Origin of the sequence: Paraoerskovia sediminicola, assembly GCF_030296575.1 — a bacterium.
Lineage (GTDB): Bacteria > Actinomycetota > Actinomycetes > Actinomycetales > Cellulomonadaceae > Paraoerskovia > Paraoerskovia sediminicola.
Map to the genome: position 1 here is coordinate 2,060,723 of NZ_AP027729.1, position 16,916 is coordinate 2,077,638.

A 16,916-nucleotide genomic window follows, 5' to 3' on the forward strand; every position below is an offset into this window, starting at 1 on the left:
CGGATCTGATCACTGTCGGCCCGGGCGGGCGCGGGCCGGCACGGAGCCTCCGGCCCTTTCATTCGCTGGGGTAATGACTTAGGGTAACGACAGTGATCGACGAACACAGCGACTCCCACCTCGCCAGCGACCTCCGCATCGCCAACGCGCGCCTCGGGCGGCGCCTGCGCTCCCAGCACGGCGACGCCGACCTGCCGGATCACCTGTTCGCGGTGCTCGCGGCGCTCGTGCGGGGCGGGCCGGCGACGCCGGGCGCCCTCGCGGCGCACGAGTGCATGCGCCCGCCGTCGATGACCCGCAGCGTCAACGCCCTGGCCGAGCTGGGCTTCGTGTCGAAGTCGGCGGACCCCGACGACCGCCGCCAGGTGGTCGTCGAGCTCACGGACGCCGGCCGCCGCGAGGTGCTCGAGACGCGCCGCCGGCGCGACGCCTGGCTCGCGCGGCGCCTCGAGACCCTGACGGCGGACGAGCTGGCCACCCTCGACGCTGCCCAAGCCCTCATGACCCGGATCGCCACCGTATGAGCTCGACCTTCGCCTCCCTCCGATATCCCAACTACCGCATCTGGTTCGGCGCCGCCCTCGTCGCCAACATCGGCACCTGGATGCAGCGGGTCGCTCAGGACTGGCTCGTGCTGACGGTGCTCACCGACAACTCGGGTGTCGCCGTCGGGATCACGACGGGCCTCCAGTTCCTGCCCGTGCTGCTCCTGTCGCCCTGGGCCGGGCTGCTGGCCGACCGGGTCCCCCGACGACGGCTGCTGATGATCACGCAGGGGTCCATGGGTCTCCTCGCGGGCGGGCTCGGCGCACTCGTGCTGCTCGGCCACGCCGAGCTCTGGCACGCGTACCTCTTCGCGTTCCTGCTCGGCTGCGTCGCCGCGATCGACAACCCCGTGCGCCAGACCTTCGTCGCCGAGATGGTCCCCGCAGAGAAGCTCTCCAACGCCGTGGGCCTCAACAGCGCGTCGTTCAACGCGGCGCGACTGATCGGCCCCGGCGTCGCCGGCCTGCTCATCGCCGCGATCGGCACGGGCTGGGTGTTCGTCTTCAACGGGATCTCGTTCGGGGCGACCATCGCCGCGCTGGCGTTCATGCGGACGGACTCGCTGCGGCCGATGCCGAGCGCGGGCCGCAGCCGCGGTCAGATCCGTGAGGGCATCGCCTACGTCAAGGGCCGCAGCGACATCGTGGTGATCATGGTCGTGGTCGGCATCGTGTCGTCGCTCGGGCTCAACTTCCAGCTCACCGCGGCGCTCATGGCCACGACCGAGTTCGACAAGGGGCCGGGGGAGTACGGCGTGCTCGGCTCGATCCTCGCCATCGGATCGCTGGCGGGAGCGCTGATGGCGGCCAGGCGCGACCGGCCACGGGTACGCCTGGTCATCGGGTCGGCGCTCGCGTTCGGTGTCGCCTCAGGAGTGATGGCGCTCATGCCCACGTACTGGACCTACGCGGCCATGAGCATCGTCGTGGGCTTCTGCTCGCTGACCATGCTCACATCGGCGAACTCGACGATCCAGATGTCGACCAGCCCCGAGGTCCGCGGGCGCGTCATGTCGCTCTACATGATCGTCCTGCTCGGGGCGAACCCGGTCGGGTCCCCGCTCGTCGGCTGGATCGGCGAGGTGTTCGGGGCGCGCTGGTCGATCGGGGTCGGGGCGATCGCCTCGATCGTGGTCGCGCTCGGCGCGGCCCTGTGGACCAAGCGGCACTGGCGCTACGACGTGAGCTATCGGCTCCACGCCAGCCCGCACGTCGTCGTCACGCACCCCGCGACCGCACCGGCCGAGCGTGAGGCTGCCGCGGACCGCATCGCGGGCGACGACGCGGCGGGGCGCTCCACCGCCGCGTGAGCTCAGTCGAGCTGCTCGACCACGAGGTCGATGCACTCGGTGAGCGCGCGCACGTCGTCCGGGTCGACCGCGGGGAACATCGCCACGCGCAGCTGGTTGCGGCCGAGCTTGCGGTAGGGGAACACGTCGAGCACGCCGTTCGCGCGCAGGGTCGCGACGACCCGCTCCGCGTCGATCGCGTCGTCGAGATCGATCGTCCCGACGACGGTCGAGCGCTCGGCCGGCTCGGCGACGAACGGCGTCGCCCAGTCCCGTGAGCCCGCCCACGCGTAGAGGTGCGCGGCGGACTCGGCCGACCGCGCCGTCGTCCACCCCAGGCCGCCGTTCGCGAGCATCCAGTCGACCTGCTCGGCGAGCATGACGAGCGTCGCGACCGCCGGCGTGTTGAGCGTCTGGTCGAGGCGTGAGTTCGTCACGGCCGCGCTGAGCGAGAGCGACTCGGGAACCCAGCGACCGGCCTCGACCTGCTCCGCCCTCGCCACGGCGTCGGGAGACAGGACGGCGAGCCACAGGCCGCCGTCCGAAGCAAAGGCCTTCTGCGGCGCGAAGTAGTAGGCGTCGGTCTCGCGCACGTCCACGGGGAGCCCGCCCGCCCCCGAGGTCGCGTCGACGACCGTGAGCGCGCCCGCCTCGCGCGACCCGGTCACGCGGCGCACCGGCGCCATCGCGCCGGTCGACGTCTCGTTGTGCGGCCAGGCGTAGACGTCCACGTCGTCCGCCGGGTGGGGAGTGCGACCGTGCCCGGCTCAGCGTTCACGACCTCGGACGGCGCGAGGAACGGCGCCCGCGACGTCGCCTTGGCGAACTTCGCCCCGAACTCGCCGAACGCCGCGTGCTGCGCTTTCTCCCGCACGAGACAGAACGTCGCGACGTCCCAGAAGGTGGTGGAGCCGCCGTTGCCGAGGGCGACCTCGTACCCGTCGGGCAGCGAGAAGAGCTCGCCGATCCCCTCGCGGACCCGGCGCACGAGGGCCTTCACGGGCGGCTGACGGTGGGACGTGCCGAGCACGTCGCGGCTCGCGGCGACGAGCGCCGAGACCTGCTCCGGGCGCACCTTGCTCGGCCCGGAGCCGAACCTGCCGTCGCGCGGGAGCATGGTCTCTGGGATGGTCAGGGGCGCAGTGGTCTCGGGCACGTCGTCACGATAGTCGGGGGACACATAAACTGTGCACTGCCCGTCGGTCCTGCCCGGTCGCCCGTGCGCTCACCCCGAGCGAGGCGCCCGGCACAGGTGGGACGGGGAACCGCGAGCGAGGATGCGACAGGAGCACGACGTGACCGACCTGATCGACACGACCGAGATGTACCTCAAGACGATCTACGAGCTCGACGAGGAGGGCATCACGCCCCTGCGAGCCCGGATCGCCGAACGTCTCGGCCACTCGGGGCCCACCGTCTCGCAGACCGTGGCCCGGATGGAGCGTGACGGTCTCGTCGTCGTCACCGGCGACCGGCACCTCGAGCTCACCGAGGCCGGCTGGTCCAAGGCCCGGCGGGTCATGCGCAAGCACCGCCTCGCCGAGCGCCTGCTCACCGACGTCATCAAGCTCGACTGGGAGTACGTCCACGTCGAGGCGTGCCGGTGGGAGCACGTCATGAGCGAGCTCGTGGAGCGTCGTCTCATCGACCTGCTGGACCACCCGCACCACGACCCCTACGGCAACCCGATCCCCGGGCTCGGCGAGCTGGGCGAGGGCCTCGAGGACGTCCCGTTCCTCGACGGTGTCGTCTCGCTCCCCGCGTTCGTCGCGGCCTGGAAGGGCGGGGGCTCGTGCGCGCGACGGTCACCCGGGTCGCCGAGCCGCTGCAGACCGACGTCGACCTGCTCGCGCGGCTCGACGAGGCCGGGATCCTCCCCGGCCGCGAGGTCGTCGTCGACCATGCGGCCGACGCGCTCTCGGTCTCGGTCCCCGGGGGCGGCCTGATCCTCGAGCTGCCGGACGACGTCGCGCGGCACATCTTCGTGTCCGCTTCCTCCGCTTGACGTCCGTTTTGTCCGGCAGGACGAGGGGGTCGCTGACCGGTCCTAGACCCGATGGTGACCGGGTGAAGACCTGCCCCTGAACCGCGAGATCATGCGCATCGACGGCTGTCGGTCGGGGCACTGACGGTCGTCCTGTGACCTCCGTAACCGGAACGTGACTTTCTCCGTCAGGTCGGGTACGTTCGGACCTGCCGATCGAGACACCCGTCCCGAACGGCCCCCGGACGGAACGCCGAACCCTGTCGCCGTCCGAGGTAACGACCACACAGACGGCAGGGGCGGAGGAACCAGTGAAAACGGGCATCGACAGATGTCCTTGGGGTGAAGCCGGAGGGACCGAGGTCCCGAAGGCCGGGCAGATCTCCCGCCCGAATCCGACAGCTCACTTCGCAGGCATCGAGGAGAGGTAAAACGTGTCCGTTAGCACCACTGCGCGCCACCGTGCCGCACGTCGCCCCATGGCGGCGTCCGTCGCCGAGTCGGCCAAGAACCTCAGCAACAGCACCGCTGCGCGGCGCACCGCTGTCGTCGCCGCATCGTCGGGGCTCCTCGTCTCGATGATCGCTGCGAGCCCCGCCACGGCAGCCCCGGTCAACCAGGACTCGGGCAAGCTCAGCAGCGTCGACACCTCGACGCTCACCGCCGAGGCCCGCCAGGCCCTGGAGGCCGCGCCGGCCGTGGTCGTCGACTCCAAGCTCTCCTGGGACATCGAGGTCGCGGACATCGACGTGACGCCGGCGCCCGAGCCCGAGCCGGAGCCCGAGCCCGAGCCGGTTCGCGTCCAGCAGACGAGCCGCACGGCCGAGCGCACGACGACCGAGTCCTCGAGCTCCGAGTCGTCCAGCTCGCAGTCCTCGAGCTCTGACTCGTCCAGCTCCGAGTCGTCCAGCTCGTCCTCGAGCTCCGAGTCGTCCAGCTCCGAGTCCTCGAACGACTCCGCCGCTCCCGCCGCGGCTGCGAACAGCTCGATCATCTCGATCGCCAGCCGCTACGTCGGCGTCCCGTACGTCTACGGCGGCTCGACCCCGTCGGGCTTCGACTGCTCCGGGTTCACGCAGTACGTGTTCGCCCAGGCCGGCATCTCGCTGCCCCGCAGCTCCGGTGCCCAGGGCAGCGTCGGCACCCGGATCTCGCGGTCGCAGGCTCAGCCGGGCGACCTCATCTGGACCCCGGGCCACATCGCGATCTACGCGGGCGGCAACACGCAGATCGACGCGCCCCGCCCGGGCAAGACGATCCAGTTCCGCAACATCTGGCAGTCGAACCCGACCTTCATCCGGGTCGGCTGACCGCAGCAGCTCCACGAGGCCCCGGGGCCGTCCTGACGGACGGTCCCGGGGCCTCGTCGTTGCCCCGACCTCCCGCTGCGGCTCGAGGCGCACGCGGAACCTGCGCGGCACGTGCGCGAGGCGCGCGCGGGATGTGCTCCCGTCCAGGGGTCCGCTAGGTTGTTGCCGTGAACTGGCGACGAGGCGAGCGGGGTCTGCGATGACACGACCGACGACGATCCTGGTGGGGGTCGACGGATCGGCACCGAGCCTGCACGCGCTCGACTGGGCCGTGGCCCACGCCAAGCGCATCGGCTGGTCGCTGCACGTGGTGTGCAGCTACTCGCTGCCGTCGTTCACCGCAGCCTCCCGACGGCGGCTACGCAGCCCTCGACGACACCGCGATCCAGGAGGGCGCGCGCGCCGTCCTGGACGAGGCGCGGTCCCGGGCGGACGCCCAGGGCGTCGACGTCACGTCCACGCTGACCACCGGTGACGCCGCCGGGGTCCTCGTCGAGCTCTCCCGCGACCACGGCCTCGCGGTGGTCGGCACGCGGGGCAGCGGCGGGTTCGCGGAGCGGCTGCTGGGCACGACCTCGTCGGCGCTGCCGGCGCACGCCTACTGCCCGACCATCGTCGTCCCGCTGCGCTCGTCCGTGGACGAGCCGATGCCGACCGACGCCGAGAACCTGCCGGCGGTCCGGCCGCTGAACCGGATCGTCGTCGGTGTCGACGGGTCGCCGTGGGCCGAGCGGGCCCTCGGGCTGGGGATCACCGTGGCCAAGGCGTGGGGCGCCGAGATCGTCGCCGTGGCCGGGGTGCCGGTGGGGACCGGCGCCGGCCTGCTGGCCTGGCTGCCCGCGGCGATCGACCACGAGCAGGTGCTCAACGACATCAGTGCCGGGCTCGACGTGATCGTGGACCGTCACGAGGCGGAGAACCCCGGGCTGAGCATCCGGCGCATCGTGCTGGACGGCAGCGGTGCGGAGCTGCTCACCGAGTTCTCGCAGGCGTCGGACCTCATCGTGCTCGGCTCGCGTGGCCGTGGCGGGTTCGCCGGCCTGCTGCTCGGGTCCACGAGCCAGGCGGTGCTGCAGCACGCGGTCTGCCCGGTCATGGTCGTGACCAAGCGCTGCACGGAGAACGCCGAGGCGCTCGAGCAGGGCTCGGCGGGCTCCGACGACTGACGTCCGGAAGGATCGGGTCAGCTGCGGTTGCGGTAGAGGCGCATCGTGATCGGTGCGAGCACCGCGGTCAGGACGACCGCAGCCACCAGCGCCCACGTCACGTCGTCGACGCCGGCGGTCCCCGACATGAGGCCTCGGGCCGCAGTCGTCAGGTGCGACACCGGGTTCACGTCGACGAACCCCTGCAGGACGTCCGGCATCGTCGTCGGGTCGACGAAGATGTTGGACGCGAACGTCAACGGCATGAGCACCATCATGGACACGCCCATGACGGCGTTGGGGGAGCGCAGCACGAGCCCGAGGATCGTGAAGATCCAGCTGAGGGCGAAGGCGAAGACGAGGAGCAGCAGCACCGCCAGCACGACCCCCACCACGCCGCCGTCGGGACGGAAGCCCAGGAGCAGACCGAGGGCGATCGTGACCACCGACGCGATCGTGTAGCGGACGGTGTCGCCCAGGAGCGCCCCGACGATCGGCGCCGGTCGCCAGATCGGCAAGGAGCGGAACCGGTCGAAGACGCCCTTCGTGATGTCGGTGTTCATCGTGTAGCCCGTGTAGACGGTCGTGAAGAGCACCGTCTGGACGAGGATGCCGGGCAGCAGGTACTGCAGGTAGGCCTCGGTGCTGCCCGCCAGCGCCCCGCCGAAGAGGTACGTGAACATCAGCGTGAAGATCACCGGGGTCACGGTCACGTCGAACAGCTGCTCAGGGACGTGCTTGATCTTCAGGAGCGCGCGCCACGCGAACGTCAGCGTCGACGAGACGGCGGACGGCCGGTCGGGGCGACGGTCGAGCGCGATCGCGTCGCGCAGGGCGTGGTCGTCGGGGGTCGCGGTGCCCTCCGGTGCCGGGGCGTCCGCGCGTGCTGTGCGGGCGGTCCGGTCCGCCTGGTCCGTCTGGTCCGATGCGGTCATCAGGCCACCTCCGCCCGGTCGTCGGTTTCGCGGTCGTCGCCGGCCGTCGTCGGGCCGCGGGAGGCCCCGGCACCCTCGGCATCGTCCGGGGTGTGCCCCGTCAGGGTCAGGAAGACCTCGTCGAGGCTCGGTTGGCCGAGGGAGAACTCGGGGACGGTGATGCCGGCGTCGGCCAGTGCGGGGAGGAGCTGCGCGACGGAGTGCTCCGAGCCTTCCGGGACGCGCGCGCTGAGCCCGTACGGGTCGGCGGCGGCCGTCGCATCGGCTCCGAGCACCCGGCCGACGATGCCGATCGCCTCGGCCCGGCGCGCGGTGTCCGCGACCCGCAGCTCGACCGCGCCCCGCCCGACGGACCGCTTGAGGTCGGCCGCGGTGCCCTCAGCGATGACCTTCCCGTGGTCGATCACGGCGATACGGTCGGCGAGCTGGTCGGCCTCCTCGAGGTACTGGGTCGTCAGCAGCACCGTCGCGCCGTCGGCGACGAGGACCCGCACGATGTCCCACACCTGGTTGCGCGAGCGGGGGTCGAGGCCGGTCGTCGGTTCGTCGAGGAACAGCACCTCGGGGCTCATCACGAGGCTCGCCGCGAGGTCGATGCGGCGCCGCATGCCGCCCGAGTACGTCTTGACCTGCCGCCCGCCCGCGTCCTCGAGGCCGAACGCGCCGAGGAGGTCGAGGCAGCGGCGTCGGGCCCGGGCACCCTTGAACCCGTACAGCCGGGCGAGCATCACCAGGTTCTCGAGGCCCGTCAGGTCCTCGTCGACCGAGGCGTACTGACCGGTGAGGCCGACGCAGGTGCGGACGGCGTCCGCGTCCTGGACCACGTCGTGACCGAGCACGCGCGCGGTCCCGGCATCGGGTCGCAGTAGGGTCGCGAGCATCCGGACGGCGGTCGTCTTGCCGGCACCGTTGGGCCCGAGGACCGAGTAGACCGCGCCGCGGGGCACGTCGAGATCGATGCCGTCGACCGCCCGGGTGACGGACCTGCGGCTCTTGAAGTGCTTGACCAGTCCTCTGGCCTCGACGGCCAGCTCCGACTGCGGCATCGGTGTGCTCCTCGCTCGGCGGGAGGCCATCTTCTCCCGGACCACCGACATCGGTCCACCTCGTTTCCCGAGCCCGGGCCTCGTCGCGGTGTGCGGGGACGTTTCCGTGCGCGTGTCCTGCGGGCGGCTCCCGATGTGCCGTGCGTAGGCTCCTCGGACCCGCCGCGACCGCGGCGCTCGACATTCCCGGGAGGCCCCTTGTCCTCGATCGTCACCGTGCTGCACGACGCGCGGATCCCCGGCCGCCCCGAGCCGGTCGACGTGCTCGTGCTCGACGACGGGACGGTCGAGGTCGGCCCGAGCCGGTCGTGGCCGGAGCCCGGTGCCGCCGGGTCACCGATCGTCGTCGACGTCGAAGGCCGCTGGGTGGTGCCGGGGCTGTGGGACGAGCACGTGCACATGCTGCAGTGGTCGCTGGCCAGGGCGCGCGTCGACCTGTCGGCGACCCGGAGCGCCGCCGAGGCGGTGCAGGTCGTCGCGGACCACCTGGCCGTGCTCCCGGACACCGAGACGGCGCCGCGGGTGGTAGGTGACGTCGTCGTCGGCTTCGGCTTCCGTGACGCGATGTGGCCGGACCTGCCGACCCGTGCGGCGCTCGACGCCGTGGCGGGCGACGTGGCGGTGGTCCTGGTCGGCGGTGACTGCCACTGCGGGTGGGTCTCCAGCGCGGCCGCGCAGGTCCTGGGCGCCGAGGTCGACGCGTCGGGCATCCTCCGGGAGGAGGAGTGGTTCGAGGTGTCCCGCCGGCTCGACCGTCAGGCGGAGTCCGAGCTCGACGGCCTCGTGGTCGTGGCGGGCACGTTCGCGGCGGCCAGGGGCGTCGTGGGGATCGTCGACCTGGAGATGGCCGACAACGTGCGCGCGTGGCAGCGGCGCGTCGCCGCGGGCGCCACGTCGCTCCAGGTCGAGGTCGGGGTGTACGCGGACCGGCTGGAGGAGTGGATCGCAGCCGGGCGTCGTTCGGGGGACGTCGTCCCGGACACCGGCGACCTGGTCCGGATCGGCCCGCTCAAGGTGATGTCCGACGGTTCGCTGAACACCCGCACGGCGTTCTGCTGTGCCCCCTACGCGGCGGGTCCCGACGGAGAGGCAGACGCTGCAGGAGCCGAGGCAGCAGACCTCGCCGCGCCGGCGACGGAGGCTCACGAGGACCGCGGTGCGCTGGACGTCGAGCCCGAGGAGCTGCGTGACCTCCTGCTGCGTGCGACGGGCGCAGGGATCGAGACGACGGTCCACGCGATCGGGGACGCCGCGGTGGGCCTGGTCCTCGACACGTACGCCGAGCTGGGGATCGGCGGCCGCATGGAGCACGCACAGCTCGTCGCGCGGCAGGATCTGCCCAGGTTCGCCGAGCTCGGCGTCGTCGCGAGCGTCCAGCCGGAGCACGCGATGGACGACCGGGACGTCGTCGACCGCTACTGGGCGGGCACGTCGGCGATCCCGTACCCCCTCGCGTCGCTCGTCGAGGCGGGGGCGACCGTGCGCCTGGGGTCCGACGCGCCCGTGGCGACCCTGGACCCGTGGGCGGCGATGGCGGCGGCGGTGCACCGCGCGCGTGACGGGCGGGAGGCGTGGCGTCCCGAGGAGCGCATCGACGTGCGGACGGCCCTCGCCGCGCACGCCCGCGGCCGCGACGAGGTGCGGACCGGGGACGTCGCGGACCTGGTGGTCGTCGACCGGGACCCGTTCGGCCCGGACGAGCCGCTGCGCGACATGCCGGTGTGGGCGACGATGGTCGGCGGCCGCTGGACGTTCCGCGCCTGAGCCGGCGCGACGTCGTCCGACACCCGGCAACTCCACCAGCCCGGCCCGGCCCGGCCCCGCCCAGCCCCAGGGCGGGGCCGGGGTGCTCGGGCGACGTCCTCAGGCGGGGAGGGAACCGGTGGCGGCCTCGGCCGCGGCGAGCAGGACGCACGTCGCGACGCCGTCCATGGCGACCTCGATCTCCGACAGCGGCGGCAGCGTCGGGGCGAGCCGGATGTTCTCGTCGGCCGGGTCGTTCCCGTAGGGGAACGTGGCGCCGGCCGGCGTCAGCGCGATGCCTGCCTCCTTGGCGAGCGAGATCACGCGCGAGGCGGTGCCGGGCACCACGTCGAGGCTGACGAAGTACCCGCCCTTGGGCTCGGTCCAGCGGGCCACGCCGTGCTCGCCGAGCCGGTCGCGGAGGATCGACACGACGGCGTCGAACTTCGGCGCGATGACCTCGCGGTGGCGGCGCATGTGGCTGCGCACGCCCTCGGCGTCGCCGAAGAACCGCGCGTGGCGCAGCTGGTTCACCTTGTCCGGCCCGATCGACTGGAACGCGAGGTGCTTCTTGTACCAGGTGATGTTCGCGGGGGACGACGCCATGAACGACACCCCGGAGCCCGGGAACGTGATCTTGGAGGTCGACGCGTACATCACGACGCGGTCCGGGTTCCCGGCGGCCTCGGCCAGGCCGATCGCGTCGGCGCTGTGCACCTCGTCGTCGGTCAGGTGGTGGACGGCGTAGGCGTTGTCCCACAGGATCCGGAAGTCGGGCGCCGCGGTCGGCATGGAGACGAGGCGGCGGGCGACCTCGGTGGAGACGACGGAGCCGTCGGGGTTCGCGTAGGTCGGCACGACCCAGAGGCCCTTGATCGACGGGTCGTCGGCCACGAGCGCTGCGACGGCGTCGGGGTCGGGGCCGTCGTCCGTCATGGGGACGGTGACCATCTCGATGCCGAGCGCCTCGCACACGGCGAAGTGGCGGTCGTACCCGGGGACGGGGCAGACGAACTTGACCTTCTCCTCCTGGCCCCACGGGCGGGTGGAGCCGGGGACGCCGAAGAGCGTCGCGAACGTGAGGGTGTCGTGCATCAGGGTCAGGGACGCGTTGCCGCCGGCGATGAGCTGCGCCACGGGGACGTCGAGCAGCTCCGCGAAGATGCGCCGCAGCTCGACCAGACCGTCGAGGCCCCCGTAGTTGCGGACGTCCGTGCCGGCCTCGCTCGCGACCGTGCCGGCGCCCGGGAGGTTCAGCAGGCCGTCCGAGAGGTCGAGCTGCTCGGCCGAGGGCTTGCCGCGCGTCAGGTCGAGGGACAGCCCGCGCGCCTTCAGGTCGGCGTACGCCTGCTGCTGGGCGGCGAGGACGCCGGGTGCGGCGTCGGGTGCGAGAGCGAGGGTCGTCATGCGTCCGAGTCTAGGACCGCAGCGCGTGCGGGCCAGTGTGCGGGACGAGCGTCCCGCCCTGTGGACGCTCGATGCTGGGCCGGCCGGCCCGAGGGTCCGGCCCGAGGGTCCGGTGCCGGCGACCGGAACTCGTGGGCGTGTTGTCATCGACAGTCTTTCGATATATCGTTGACGTATCGATGGGGCGTCACACAGGGCGCCCGTCGACGACGAAGGAGAGAACGACCATGAAGCAGGACTACGGACGCGGCGCAGGCCGCGACATGTACGCACAGATCGACTTCGACCAGCGCGGCTCCGGCGACGCATGGGGAGATGCCTGGGGAGACGCCGGTCCCGCCGGGCCGGGCGGACCTCGGCGCGGCGGTCGCCGGGGTCCTGAGGGCCGGGCGCGCCGCGGCGGGTTCCCCGGTGGCCCGGGCGGGCCTGGGGACAGTGGCCCGCGCGGTCACGGGCCGCGCGGCGGTCACGGCGGCCCCGGAGGCCGGGGACGCGGCGGGCGCCGGGGCTCGCGTGGCGACGTCCGCGGCGCCGTCCTGACCCTCCTGGCCGAGCAGCCCATGCACGGCTACCAGCTCATCCAGGAGATCGCGGAGCGCAGCGGGGGCTCTGGGAGCCGAGCCCCGGCGCCGTCTACCCGGCGCTGAGCCTCCTCGAGGACGAGGGCCTCGTCACCATCACGGCCGAGGGCGGGCGCAAGCTGGCCCACCTGACCGATGCCGGCCGTGCTCACGTCGAGGAGCGCGCCGAGGAGATCGGTGACCCGTTCGACCGTTCCGGTGGCGGACGACACGGCGGGCGCGGTCCGCGGGAGGCCCGTGACCTCCGCGACAAGGTGGGGGAGGTGGCCGCTGCCGTCGTGCAGATCGCGAAGACCGGCTCGCCCAGCCAGGTGGCGGTCGCCGGCGAGCTGCTGGAGAAGGCCCGTCAGGACCTGTACCTGGTTCTGGCACAGCCGGCCGAACGGGACGCCGAGACGCGCGACGGCGACGCCGAGTAGCGGTCAGTCGTCCTCGATCACCCGCGCGAGCCTGCGCAGCCCGACGCGCATCATCACGCGGAGCAGCACCCCGAGCGGCGGTCGGGTCCACGCCGCCGGGAGCGGGCCCGCGAGATGCACGGACTCCCACCACGTCACCACGCAGCGGTCGGAGCCCGTCGGGGTGACCTCGAACCCAGCGACCCCGAGCAGGATCGGACCGGTCTTGCGGATCATGACGGTGCGGGTCTCCCGCCCCGTCGCCGGTTCCCTGTCGCGCGACGCGGTCCCGGCACTGCCGGCGGGAGTTCCGGTGCGAGCGTCGGACGGCGGAGCTCCCCCGCCCGGACCGTCACCATCCGGTCCACGAACCCCGGGGCGCCCCGGGTCGCCCACGGTCCTGAGACCATCGTGAAGGTCTCGCCCTCCGGACCGCCGCCGGGGCGGGGCGCGGTGCGGGACGTCGTCGTCCACCGGTGCGACCCCGACTCCGCCCTGGTGAGGGGGATCCACCGTGGGTGCGTCCGCCAGTCCGCAACCCAGGAGAAGGCGACGTCCGCCGGGACGTCGAGCTCGCGGCGTTCCGTCACGGCGCGGAGGGGCTCGTCCCGCGTGCCCTCTCGCCTGTCCTCGTCCATGTCGCTCACCGAGGTGGCGCCCACGTCGTCGGGCCGGTCCGAGCGGTGCCGTCGCCCTCCGGGGCCGTTCCGTCGGGCGGCACAGGGCTCGGAGCCCGGGTCGGAGCCGGGGTGCCCGGTGCCGAGGTGCTCGGTGCTGCGGGGCCGGGCGCGCTCGGGTTGGGACGGCGCACGTCCTTCGCTGCTGGGGCCTGCGGGGCTGTGCCGTTCGGGACCGGACCTCCTGACGCCTCGCGCCCGTCCCTCCGGGACGGTTCCGGCTGCGCGGGCTGATCGTCCGCGCGGCGCCGACGCAGGCCCCGTCGCCGAGGAGCCGGACGCGTCTCGACGAGCCGCGGACCCTCCGTGGAGGACTCCACCTCGACCACCTCCAGGACCCGGCCGAACACCTGCGGTGGCGGGCCGAACGCCGCCTGCGTCTGCTTGATCACCCCGCGACCGAGGGCCCGACCGCCGAGGAACCCGACGGCCGCGCCGATGCCGAAGGGGACGACCCGGCCGAGCGCCATGCCACCCTGCTTGGCGAGCTGCGTCTTGACGAAGCGGTGCGAGAGGGCACGGTTCACCTGGCGCAGGGTCCCCTGCGGCATCCGCGTGAGGAGCACCTTGCCCCACGCCATCGGGGAGCCGCCCGCGGCCCGCTCGACGTCGCGCGCACCCCGGTCCCCGAGGACCGAGACGAGCAGGAGCGCACGCCGTCGCTCGACGTCCTCCACGGCGATGCCGTGCACCTCGGCGACAGCGAGGGCGAACGCCGCCGCGCTCGCGAAGAAGGTGGCGATGTCGCTCGACGTGAGCACGATCCCCGCGGTCGTCCCGACCGCGGGGACCGCCGCGGCGACACCTACCGCCCCGCCGGTGGCGGACACGACCGTGAGGAACTCGCGCTCGAGGATCTGCACGACCTGCGCCGGGGAGGCCCCCGGATTGCGTCGCCGCACGGAGTCGACATGAGCACGGACGGCCGCCGACGGGATCATCACGGCCTGCGCCAGCGCGGCGTCGAGGACCGGGGTCCTGCGGCCGGGCGGGAGCGTGCCGTCGTCGGGATCGACCGGCGGCAGCTCGTGCGGGGTCAGCTCACCCTTCTTCGCGCGACGTGAGGGCATTCTCGGCCTTCCGGGTCGTGTGTCCGGCGTGCGGTGGCGCCGGAGCAGGCGGGTTCGTTCGCGGGTACGTGCGACGGGCGGCGGGTCAGTCCTCGGCCGCGCCCGAGTCGACGAACGACAGGTCGACCTTCGCGCCGGCCTTGAGCGTGTTGCCCACGGTGCAGGTCTTGTCGATGGCGCGCTCCGCGACGGTCAGCAGGCGCTCGCGGGCGGCCTCGTCGAGGGACGACAGATCGACCTCGAAGCGCTCGCTCAACGTCGGGTAGCGGTCGTCGTCGAGGTCCTTGGTCCCGTCGACGCGGATCGTCGCCGTGTAGTCGTCCCCGAGCCGGCGCGCGAACGTCACGTCGCTCGACATCCCCGCGCACGCCGCGAGCGCGAGCTTCAGCAGCTCCCCGGGGGTGAAGACGGCACCCTCGCTCGCCGGCCCGATCTCCACGGACGCGCCGCGCTCGGAGTGCCCGCGGTAGGTGCGCCCGCCCGTCCGCTCGACCCACAGCGCGTCGGTCGGCGCAGCGGAGGAGGGGGTGATCTCCTCGTCGGAGTCGGAGTCGGAGTCGGAGTCGTCGTCGTCAGCCTGGTCGCTGTCAGCCTGGTCGCTGTCCGCCTGGTCCTCGTCCGCCTGGTCGCCCTTGCCGGACTCTTCGCCCTCGCTGGATTCGGCAGATTCGGCGGATTCTTCAGGGCCGTCGTGCGGAGGTCCGTCGTAGGCCGACGAGTCGGCCGCGTGGTCGTCGACCGCGGCGTCGGGGTCGCGTCGGGTCACGACCGGTGCGTCGTCGGCGGTGATCGCCGGGTCGCCGGGGAGGCCGGGGTCCCGGAGGTCTCGATGGGGTCGGTCGGTGCTGAGGTCTCGTCCGTCATGGCTGGATCCTTCCATCTGCCCGTGCCGTCTGTGCGTGCCGGTCGGCGCATCCGTCGTGTCGGTGGCGCCGGACGGGCCCCGCCCGTACGGGTCCACTGTCGGTCTGTCTGTCTAGACTCGCCAACGTGACCTCAGACGCGGCTGTTCCCACGCCCTACGAAGACCTGCTGCGCGAGGTCATGGCGGTCGGCACGCCGAAGGGTGACAGGACCGGGACCGGCACGCGCAGCGTCTTCGGTCGACAGATCCGCTACGACCTGGCGCGGGGCTTCCCGCTGATCACCACGAAACGGGTCCATGTGCGCTCCGTCGTCGCCGAGCTGATCTGGTTCCTGCGCGGCGAGTCGAACGTGCGCTGGCTCCAGGAGCAGGGGGTGACGATCTGGGACGAGTGGGCCGACGAGGACGGTGACCTCGGGCCGGTGTACGGCGTGCAGTGGAGGTCGTGGCCGACACCCGACGGCGGCCACGTCGACCAGATCGCCAAGGTCGTGGAGTCGATCCGGACGAACCCCGACTCGCGCCGGCACGTCGTGAGCGCGTGGAACCCCGGCGAGGTCGACGACATGGCGCTGCCGCCGTGCCACGCGCTGTTCCAGTTCTACGTGGCTGACGGACGGCTCTCGTGCCAGCTCTACCAGCGCTCCGCCGACCTGTTCCTCGGGGTCCCCTTCAACATCGCGTCGTACGCGCTGCTGACGCACATGGTCGCTGCGCAGTGCGGGCTCGAGGTCGGTGACTTCGTCTGGACGGGCGGCGACGTGCACGTCTACGACAACCACGTCGAGCAGGTCGAGCGGCAGCTCGCCCGCGAGCCCTACCCGTACCCGACCCTGCGGCTCGCGCCGCGCGACTCGATCTTCGACTACGAGGTCGCGGACGTGGAGGTCGTCGACTACGTCCACCACCCGGGGATCAAGGCGCCGGTCGCGGTCTGATGGCTCCCGCGCGCCCGGTCGTCGGGATGATCTGGGCCCAGGCCCGTGACGCCTCCGGGCGTCCGGTCATCGGTGCCGGCAACACGATTCCGTGGCACGTCCCCGAGGACATGACGCACTTCCGCGAGACGACCCGTGGACACCCGGTGGTCATGGGCCGGCGCACGTGGGACTCCCTCCCGGACCGGTTCCGGCCCCTGCCGGGCCGGCTCAACGTGGTCGTCACCCGGCAGCAGGGCTGGGTGCCGGACGTCGCCGCGCCCCAGGCCTCGGACGGCGTCGTCGTCGCCCACGGGCTCGGCGACGCGCTGGAGACCGCCTCCGCTGCCGCCACCGGTGGCCAGGTGTGGGTGATGGGGGGCGAGCAGCTCTACGCGGCCGCGCTCGCGTCGTCCGACACCCTGGAGGTGACCGAGCTCGACCTGGAGGTCGAGGGGGACGCCTGGGCGCCCGAGCCCGGCCCCGCATGGGTCCGCGCCGCAGCCGGGGAGTGGACGATGTCGCGCACCGGGGTGGGGTACCGGTTCGTCACCTATCGGCGGGCGGACGACGGCCGCTGAGCCGGTAGTCTTGTCGCGGCTCGCGTGCGGGTCACGCGGCGCCGGCAGGCGCACGCGCCTGTAGCTCAGGGGATAGAGCACCGCTCTCCTAAAGCGGGTGTCGCCGGTTCGAATCCGGCCAGGCGCACAGAGCGGAGCAGGGCCCCGTCCACCGGCTCGCAGGCCGCAGACGCGCGGCCCATTCATTTCGTCCCGAGGTGAGAGCGCTCTATCCCGGCGACATTCCGCGCATTCGTGCTGGACGCTCGTCCGACATCGAGCTTGGACCGGCCGGTGAGGCAAACGTGCAGGTGAGGGCCGGTTAGGTGCTGGCCGCGAACTAATTTGACGTCGCTCGTCCGGGCCTGTCACTATTACTTCTGACGGCACGTACCGCCTGCCCCTGCGCGGTGCGTGTCGTCTTTTCATGCCCGGACACAGGGC

General features: G+C 72.6%; 14 protein-coding genes, 1 tRNA gene, 3 pseudogenes and 1 riboswitch. Of the genes and pseudogenes, 11 read left to right on the forward strand and 7 right to left on the reverse strand.

Going from position 1 to position 16,916, the window contains the following annotated elements; genetic code table 11:
• Nucleotides 1–92: 92 nt before the first annotated feature.
• A complete protein-coding gene (locus QUE47_RS09645; RefSeq protein ID WP_286217117.1) occupies nt 93–524 on the forward strand; it encodes a MarR family winged helix-turn-helix transcriptional regulator in 432 nt (143 codons plus the stop codon).
• Entirely contained in the window at nt 521–1,855 is a 1,335-nt protein-coding gene (locus QUE47_RS09650; RefSeq protein ID WP_286217118.1) for an MFS transporter, read from the forward strand. Before QUE47_RS09645 ends, QUE47_RS09650 begins: the two co-directional genes overlap by 4 nt.
• Before the next feature lie 2 nt (nt 1,856–1,857).
• Here QUE47_RS09650 and serC read toward each other — a convergent pair.
• Nucleotides 1,858–2,951 (reverse strand): annotated as a pseudogene (gene serC, locus QUE47_RS09655) (phosphoserine transaminase).
• Between the two features lie 178 nt (nt 2,952–3,129).
• Between serC and QUE47_RS09660 the strand changes: the two are divergent.
• From QUE47_RS09660 to QUE47_RS09670, 3 genes and pseudogenes are all read left to right on the forward strand, one after another.
• Nucleotides 3,130–3,839: pseudogene (locus tag QUE47_RS09660) on the forward strand (iron-dependent transcriptional repressor DtxR).
• Between the two features lie 220 nt (nt 3,840–4,059).
• A riboswitch (cyclic di-AMP (ydaO/yuaA leader) is annotated at nt 4,060–4,250 on the forward strand.
• Nucleotides 4,251–4,297: 47 nt separating this feature from the next.
• Nucleotides 4,298–5,128 (forward strand): C40 family peptidase, encoded by an 831-nt coding sequence (locus tag QUE47_RS09665; RefSeq protein WP_286217119.1) that lies wholly within the window; start codon nt 4,298–4,300, stop codon nt 5,126–5,128.
• 199 nt (nt 5,129–5,327) lie between these two features.
• A pseudogene (locus QUE47_RS09670) lies at nt 5,328–6,294 on the forward strand (universal stress protein).
• Nucleotides 6,295–6,311: 17 nt separating this feature from the next.
• Here the strand turns inward: QUE47_RS09670 and QUE47_RS09675 are convergent.
• A complete protein-coding gene (locus QUE47_RS09675) occupies nt 6,312–7,208 on the reverse strand; it encodes an ABC transporter permease (protein WP_286217120.1) in 897 nt (298 codons plus the stop codon).
• Entirely contained in the window at nt 7,208–8,254 is a 1,047-nt protein-coding gene (locus QUE47_RS09680) for an ATP-binding cassette domain-containing protein (protein WP_286217121.1), read from the reverse strand. The genes QUE47_RS09675 and QUE47_RS09680 overlap by 1 nt, the downstream gene beginning before the upstream one ends.
• A gap of 198 nt (nt 8,255–8,452) precedes the next feature.
• On the opposite strand from QUE47_RS09680, the gene QUE47_RS09685 reads away from it, so the two are divergent.
• Nucleotides 8,453–10,018 (forward strand): amidohydrolase, encoded by a 1,566-nt coding sequence (locus QUE47_RS09685; RefSeq protein ID WP_286217122.1) that lies wholly within the window; start codon nt 8,453–8,455, stop codon nt 10,016–10,018.
• 99 nt (nt 10,019–10,117) lie between these two features.
• On the opposite strand, the gene QUE47_RS09690 is transcribed toward QUE47_RS09685, so the two are convergent.
• Entirely contained in the window at nt 10,118–11,404 is a 1,287-nt protein-coding gene (locus QUE47_RS09690; RefSeq protein ID WP_286217123.1) for an aspartate aminotransferase type Ic, read from the reverse strand.
• A 315-nt stretch (nt 11,405–11,719) separates the two neighbouring features.
• On the opposite strand from QUE47_RS09690, the gene QUE47_RS09695 reads away from it, so the two are divergent.
• Together QUE47_RS09695 and QUE47_RS09705 are read left to right on the forward strand one after the other, a co-directional pair.
• Nucleotides 11,720–11,944: a hypothetical protein gene (locus QUE47_RS09695; RefSeq protein WP_286219559.1), complete on the forward strand. Its 225-nt coding sequence runs from the start codon at nt 11,720–11,722 to the stop codon at nt 11,942–11,944.
• A gap of 304 nt (nt 11,945–12,248) precedes the next feature.
• Complete coding sequence (locus tag QUE47_RS09705) at nt 12,249–12,404, forward strand: hypothetical protein (protein ID WP_286219560.1); 156 nt, start codon at nt 12,249–12,251, stop codon at nt 12,402–12,404.
• A 3-nt stretch (nt 12,405–12,407) separates the two neighbouring features.
• Here QUE47_RS09705 and QUE47_RS09710 read toward each other — a convergent pair whose 3' ends face one another.
• The 3 genes from QUE47_RS09710 to QUE47_RS09720 all read right to left on the reverse strand — a co-directional run bounded on the left by QUE47_RS09710 (nt 12,408) and on the right by QUE47_RS09720 (nt 14,896).
• On the reverse strand, nt 12,408–12,620 hold the full coding sequence (locus QUE47_RS09710) for an SRPBCC family protein (RefSeq protein WP_286217124.1): 213 nt from the start codon (nt 12,618–12,620) through the stop codon (nt 12,408–12,410).
• A gap of 406 nt (nt 12,621–13,026) precedes the next feature.
• Nucleotides 13,027–14,130, reverse strand: coding sequence for a hypothetical protein (locus QUE47_RS09715; protein WP_286217125.1), 1,104 nt, complete (start codon nt 14,128–14,130; stop codon nt 13,027–13,029).
• 85 nt (nt 14,131–14,215) lie between these two features.
• Nucleotides 14,216–14,896 (reverse strand): OsmC family protein, encoded by a 681-nt coding sequence (locus QUE47_RS09720; protein ID WP_350227513.1) that lies wholly within the window; start codon nt 14,894–14,896, stop codon nt 14,216–14,218.
• Nucleotides 14,897–15,174: 278 nt separating this feature from the next.
• On the opposite strand from QUE47_RS09720, the gene QUE47_RS09725 reads away from it, so the two are divergent.
• The 3 genes from QUE47_RS09725 (at nt 15,175) to QUE47_RS09735 (ending at nt 16,620) form a co-directional block, all read left to right on the forward strand.
• On the forward strand, nt 15,175–15,933 hold the full coding sequence (locus QUE47_RS09725) for a thymidylate synthase (protein WP_286219461.1): 759 nt from the start codon (nt 15,175–15,177) through the stop codon (nt 15,931–15,933).
• Nucleotides 15,933–16,493 carry a dihydrofolate reductase gene (locus QUE47_RS09730; protein WP_286217126.1) on the forward strand — a complete coding sequence of 187 codons (561 nt, stop codon included), beginning with the start codon at nt 15,933–15,935 and terminating at the stop codon, nt 16,491–16,493. The genes QUE47_RS09725 and QUE47_RS09730 overlap by 1 nt, the downstream gene beginning before the upstream one ends.
• Before the next feature lie 54 nt (nt 16,494–16,547).
• Nucleotides 16,548–16,620: transfer RNA gene (locus QUE47_RS09735), tRNA-Arg, on the forward strand.
• Nucleotides 16,621–16,916 lie beyond the last annotated feature (296 nt).

Bases quoted from the DNA above. Each gene is read 5' to 3' on its own strand.
- QUE47_RS09650 (WP_286217118.1), top strand. From the start codon at position 521: ATGAGCTCGACCTTCGCCTCCCTCCGATATCCCAACTACCGCATCTGG.
- QUE47_RS09665 (WP_286217119.1), top strand. From the start codon at position 4,298: ATGGCGGCGTCCGTCGCCGAGTCGGCCAAGAACCTCAGCAACAGCACC.
- QUE47_RS09675 (WP_286217120.1), bottom strand. From the start codon at position 7,208: ATGACCGCATCGGACCAGACGGACCAGGCGGACCGGACCGCCCGCACA.
- QUE47_RS09680 (WP_286217121.1), bottom strand. From the start codon at position 8,254: ATGCCGCAGTCGGAGCTGGCCGTCGAGGCCAGAGGACTGGTCAAGCAC.
- QUE47_RS09690 (WP_286217123.1), bottom strand. From the start codon at position 11,404: ATGACGACCCTCGCTCTCGCACCCGACGCCGCACCCGGCGTCCTCGCC.
- QUE47_RS09695 (WP_286219559.1), top strand. From the start codon at position 11,720: ATGCCTGGGGAGACGCCGGTCCCGCCGGGCCGGGCGGACCTCGGCGCG.
- QUE47_RS09710 (WP_286217124.1), bottom strand. From the start codon at position 12,620: ATGATCCGCAAGACCGGTCCGATCCTGCTCGGGGTCGCTGGGTTCGAG.
- QUE47_RS09715 (WP_286217125.1), bottom strand. From the start codon at position 14,130: ATGCCCTCACGTCGCGCGAAGAAGGGTGAGCTGACCCCGCACGAGCTG.
- QUE47_RS09725 (WP_286219461.1), top strand. From the start codon at position 15,175: ATGGCGGTCGGCACGCCGAAGGGTGACAGGACCGGGACCGGCACGCGC.
- QUE47_RS09730 (WP_286217126.1), top strand. From the start codon at position 15,933: ATGGCTCCCGCGCGCCCGGTCGTCGGGATGATCTGGGCCCAGGCCCGT.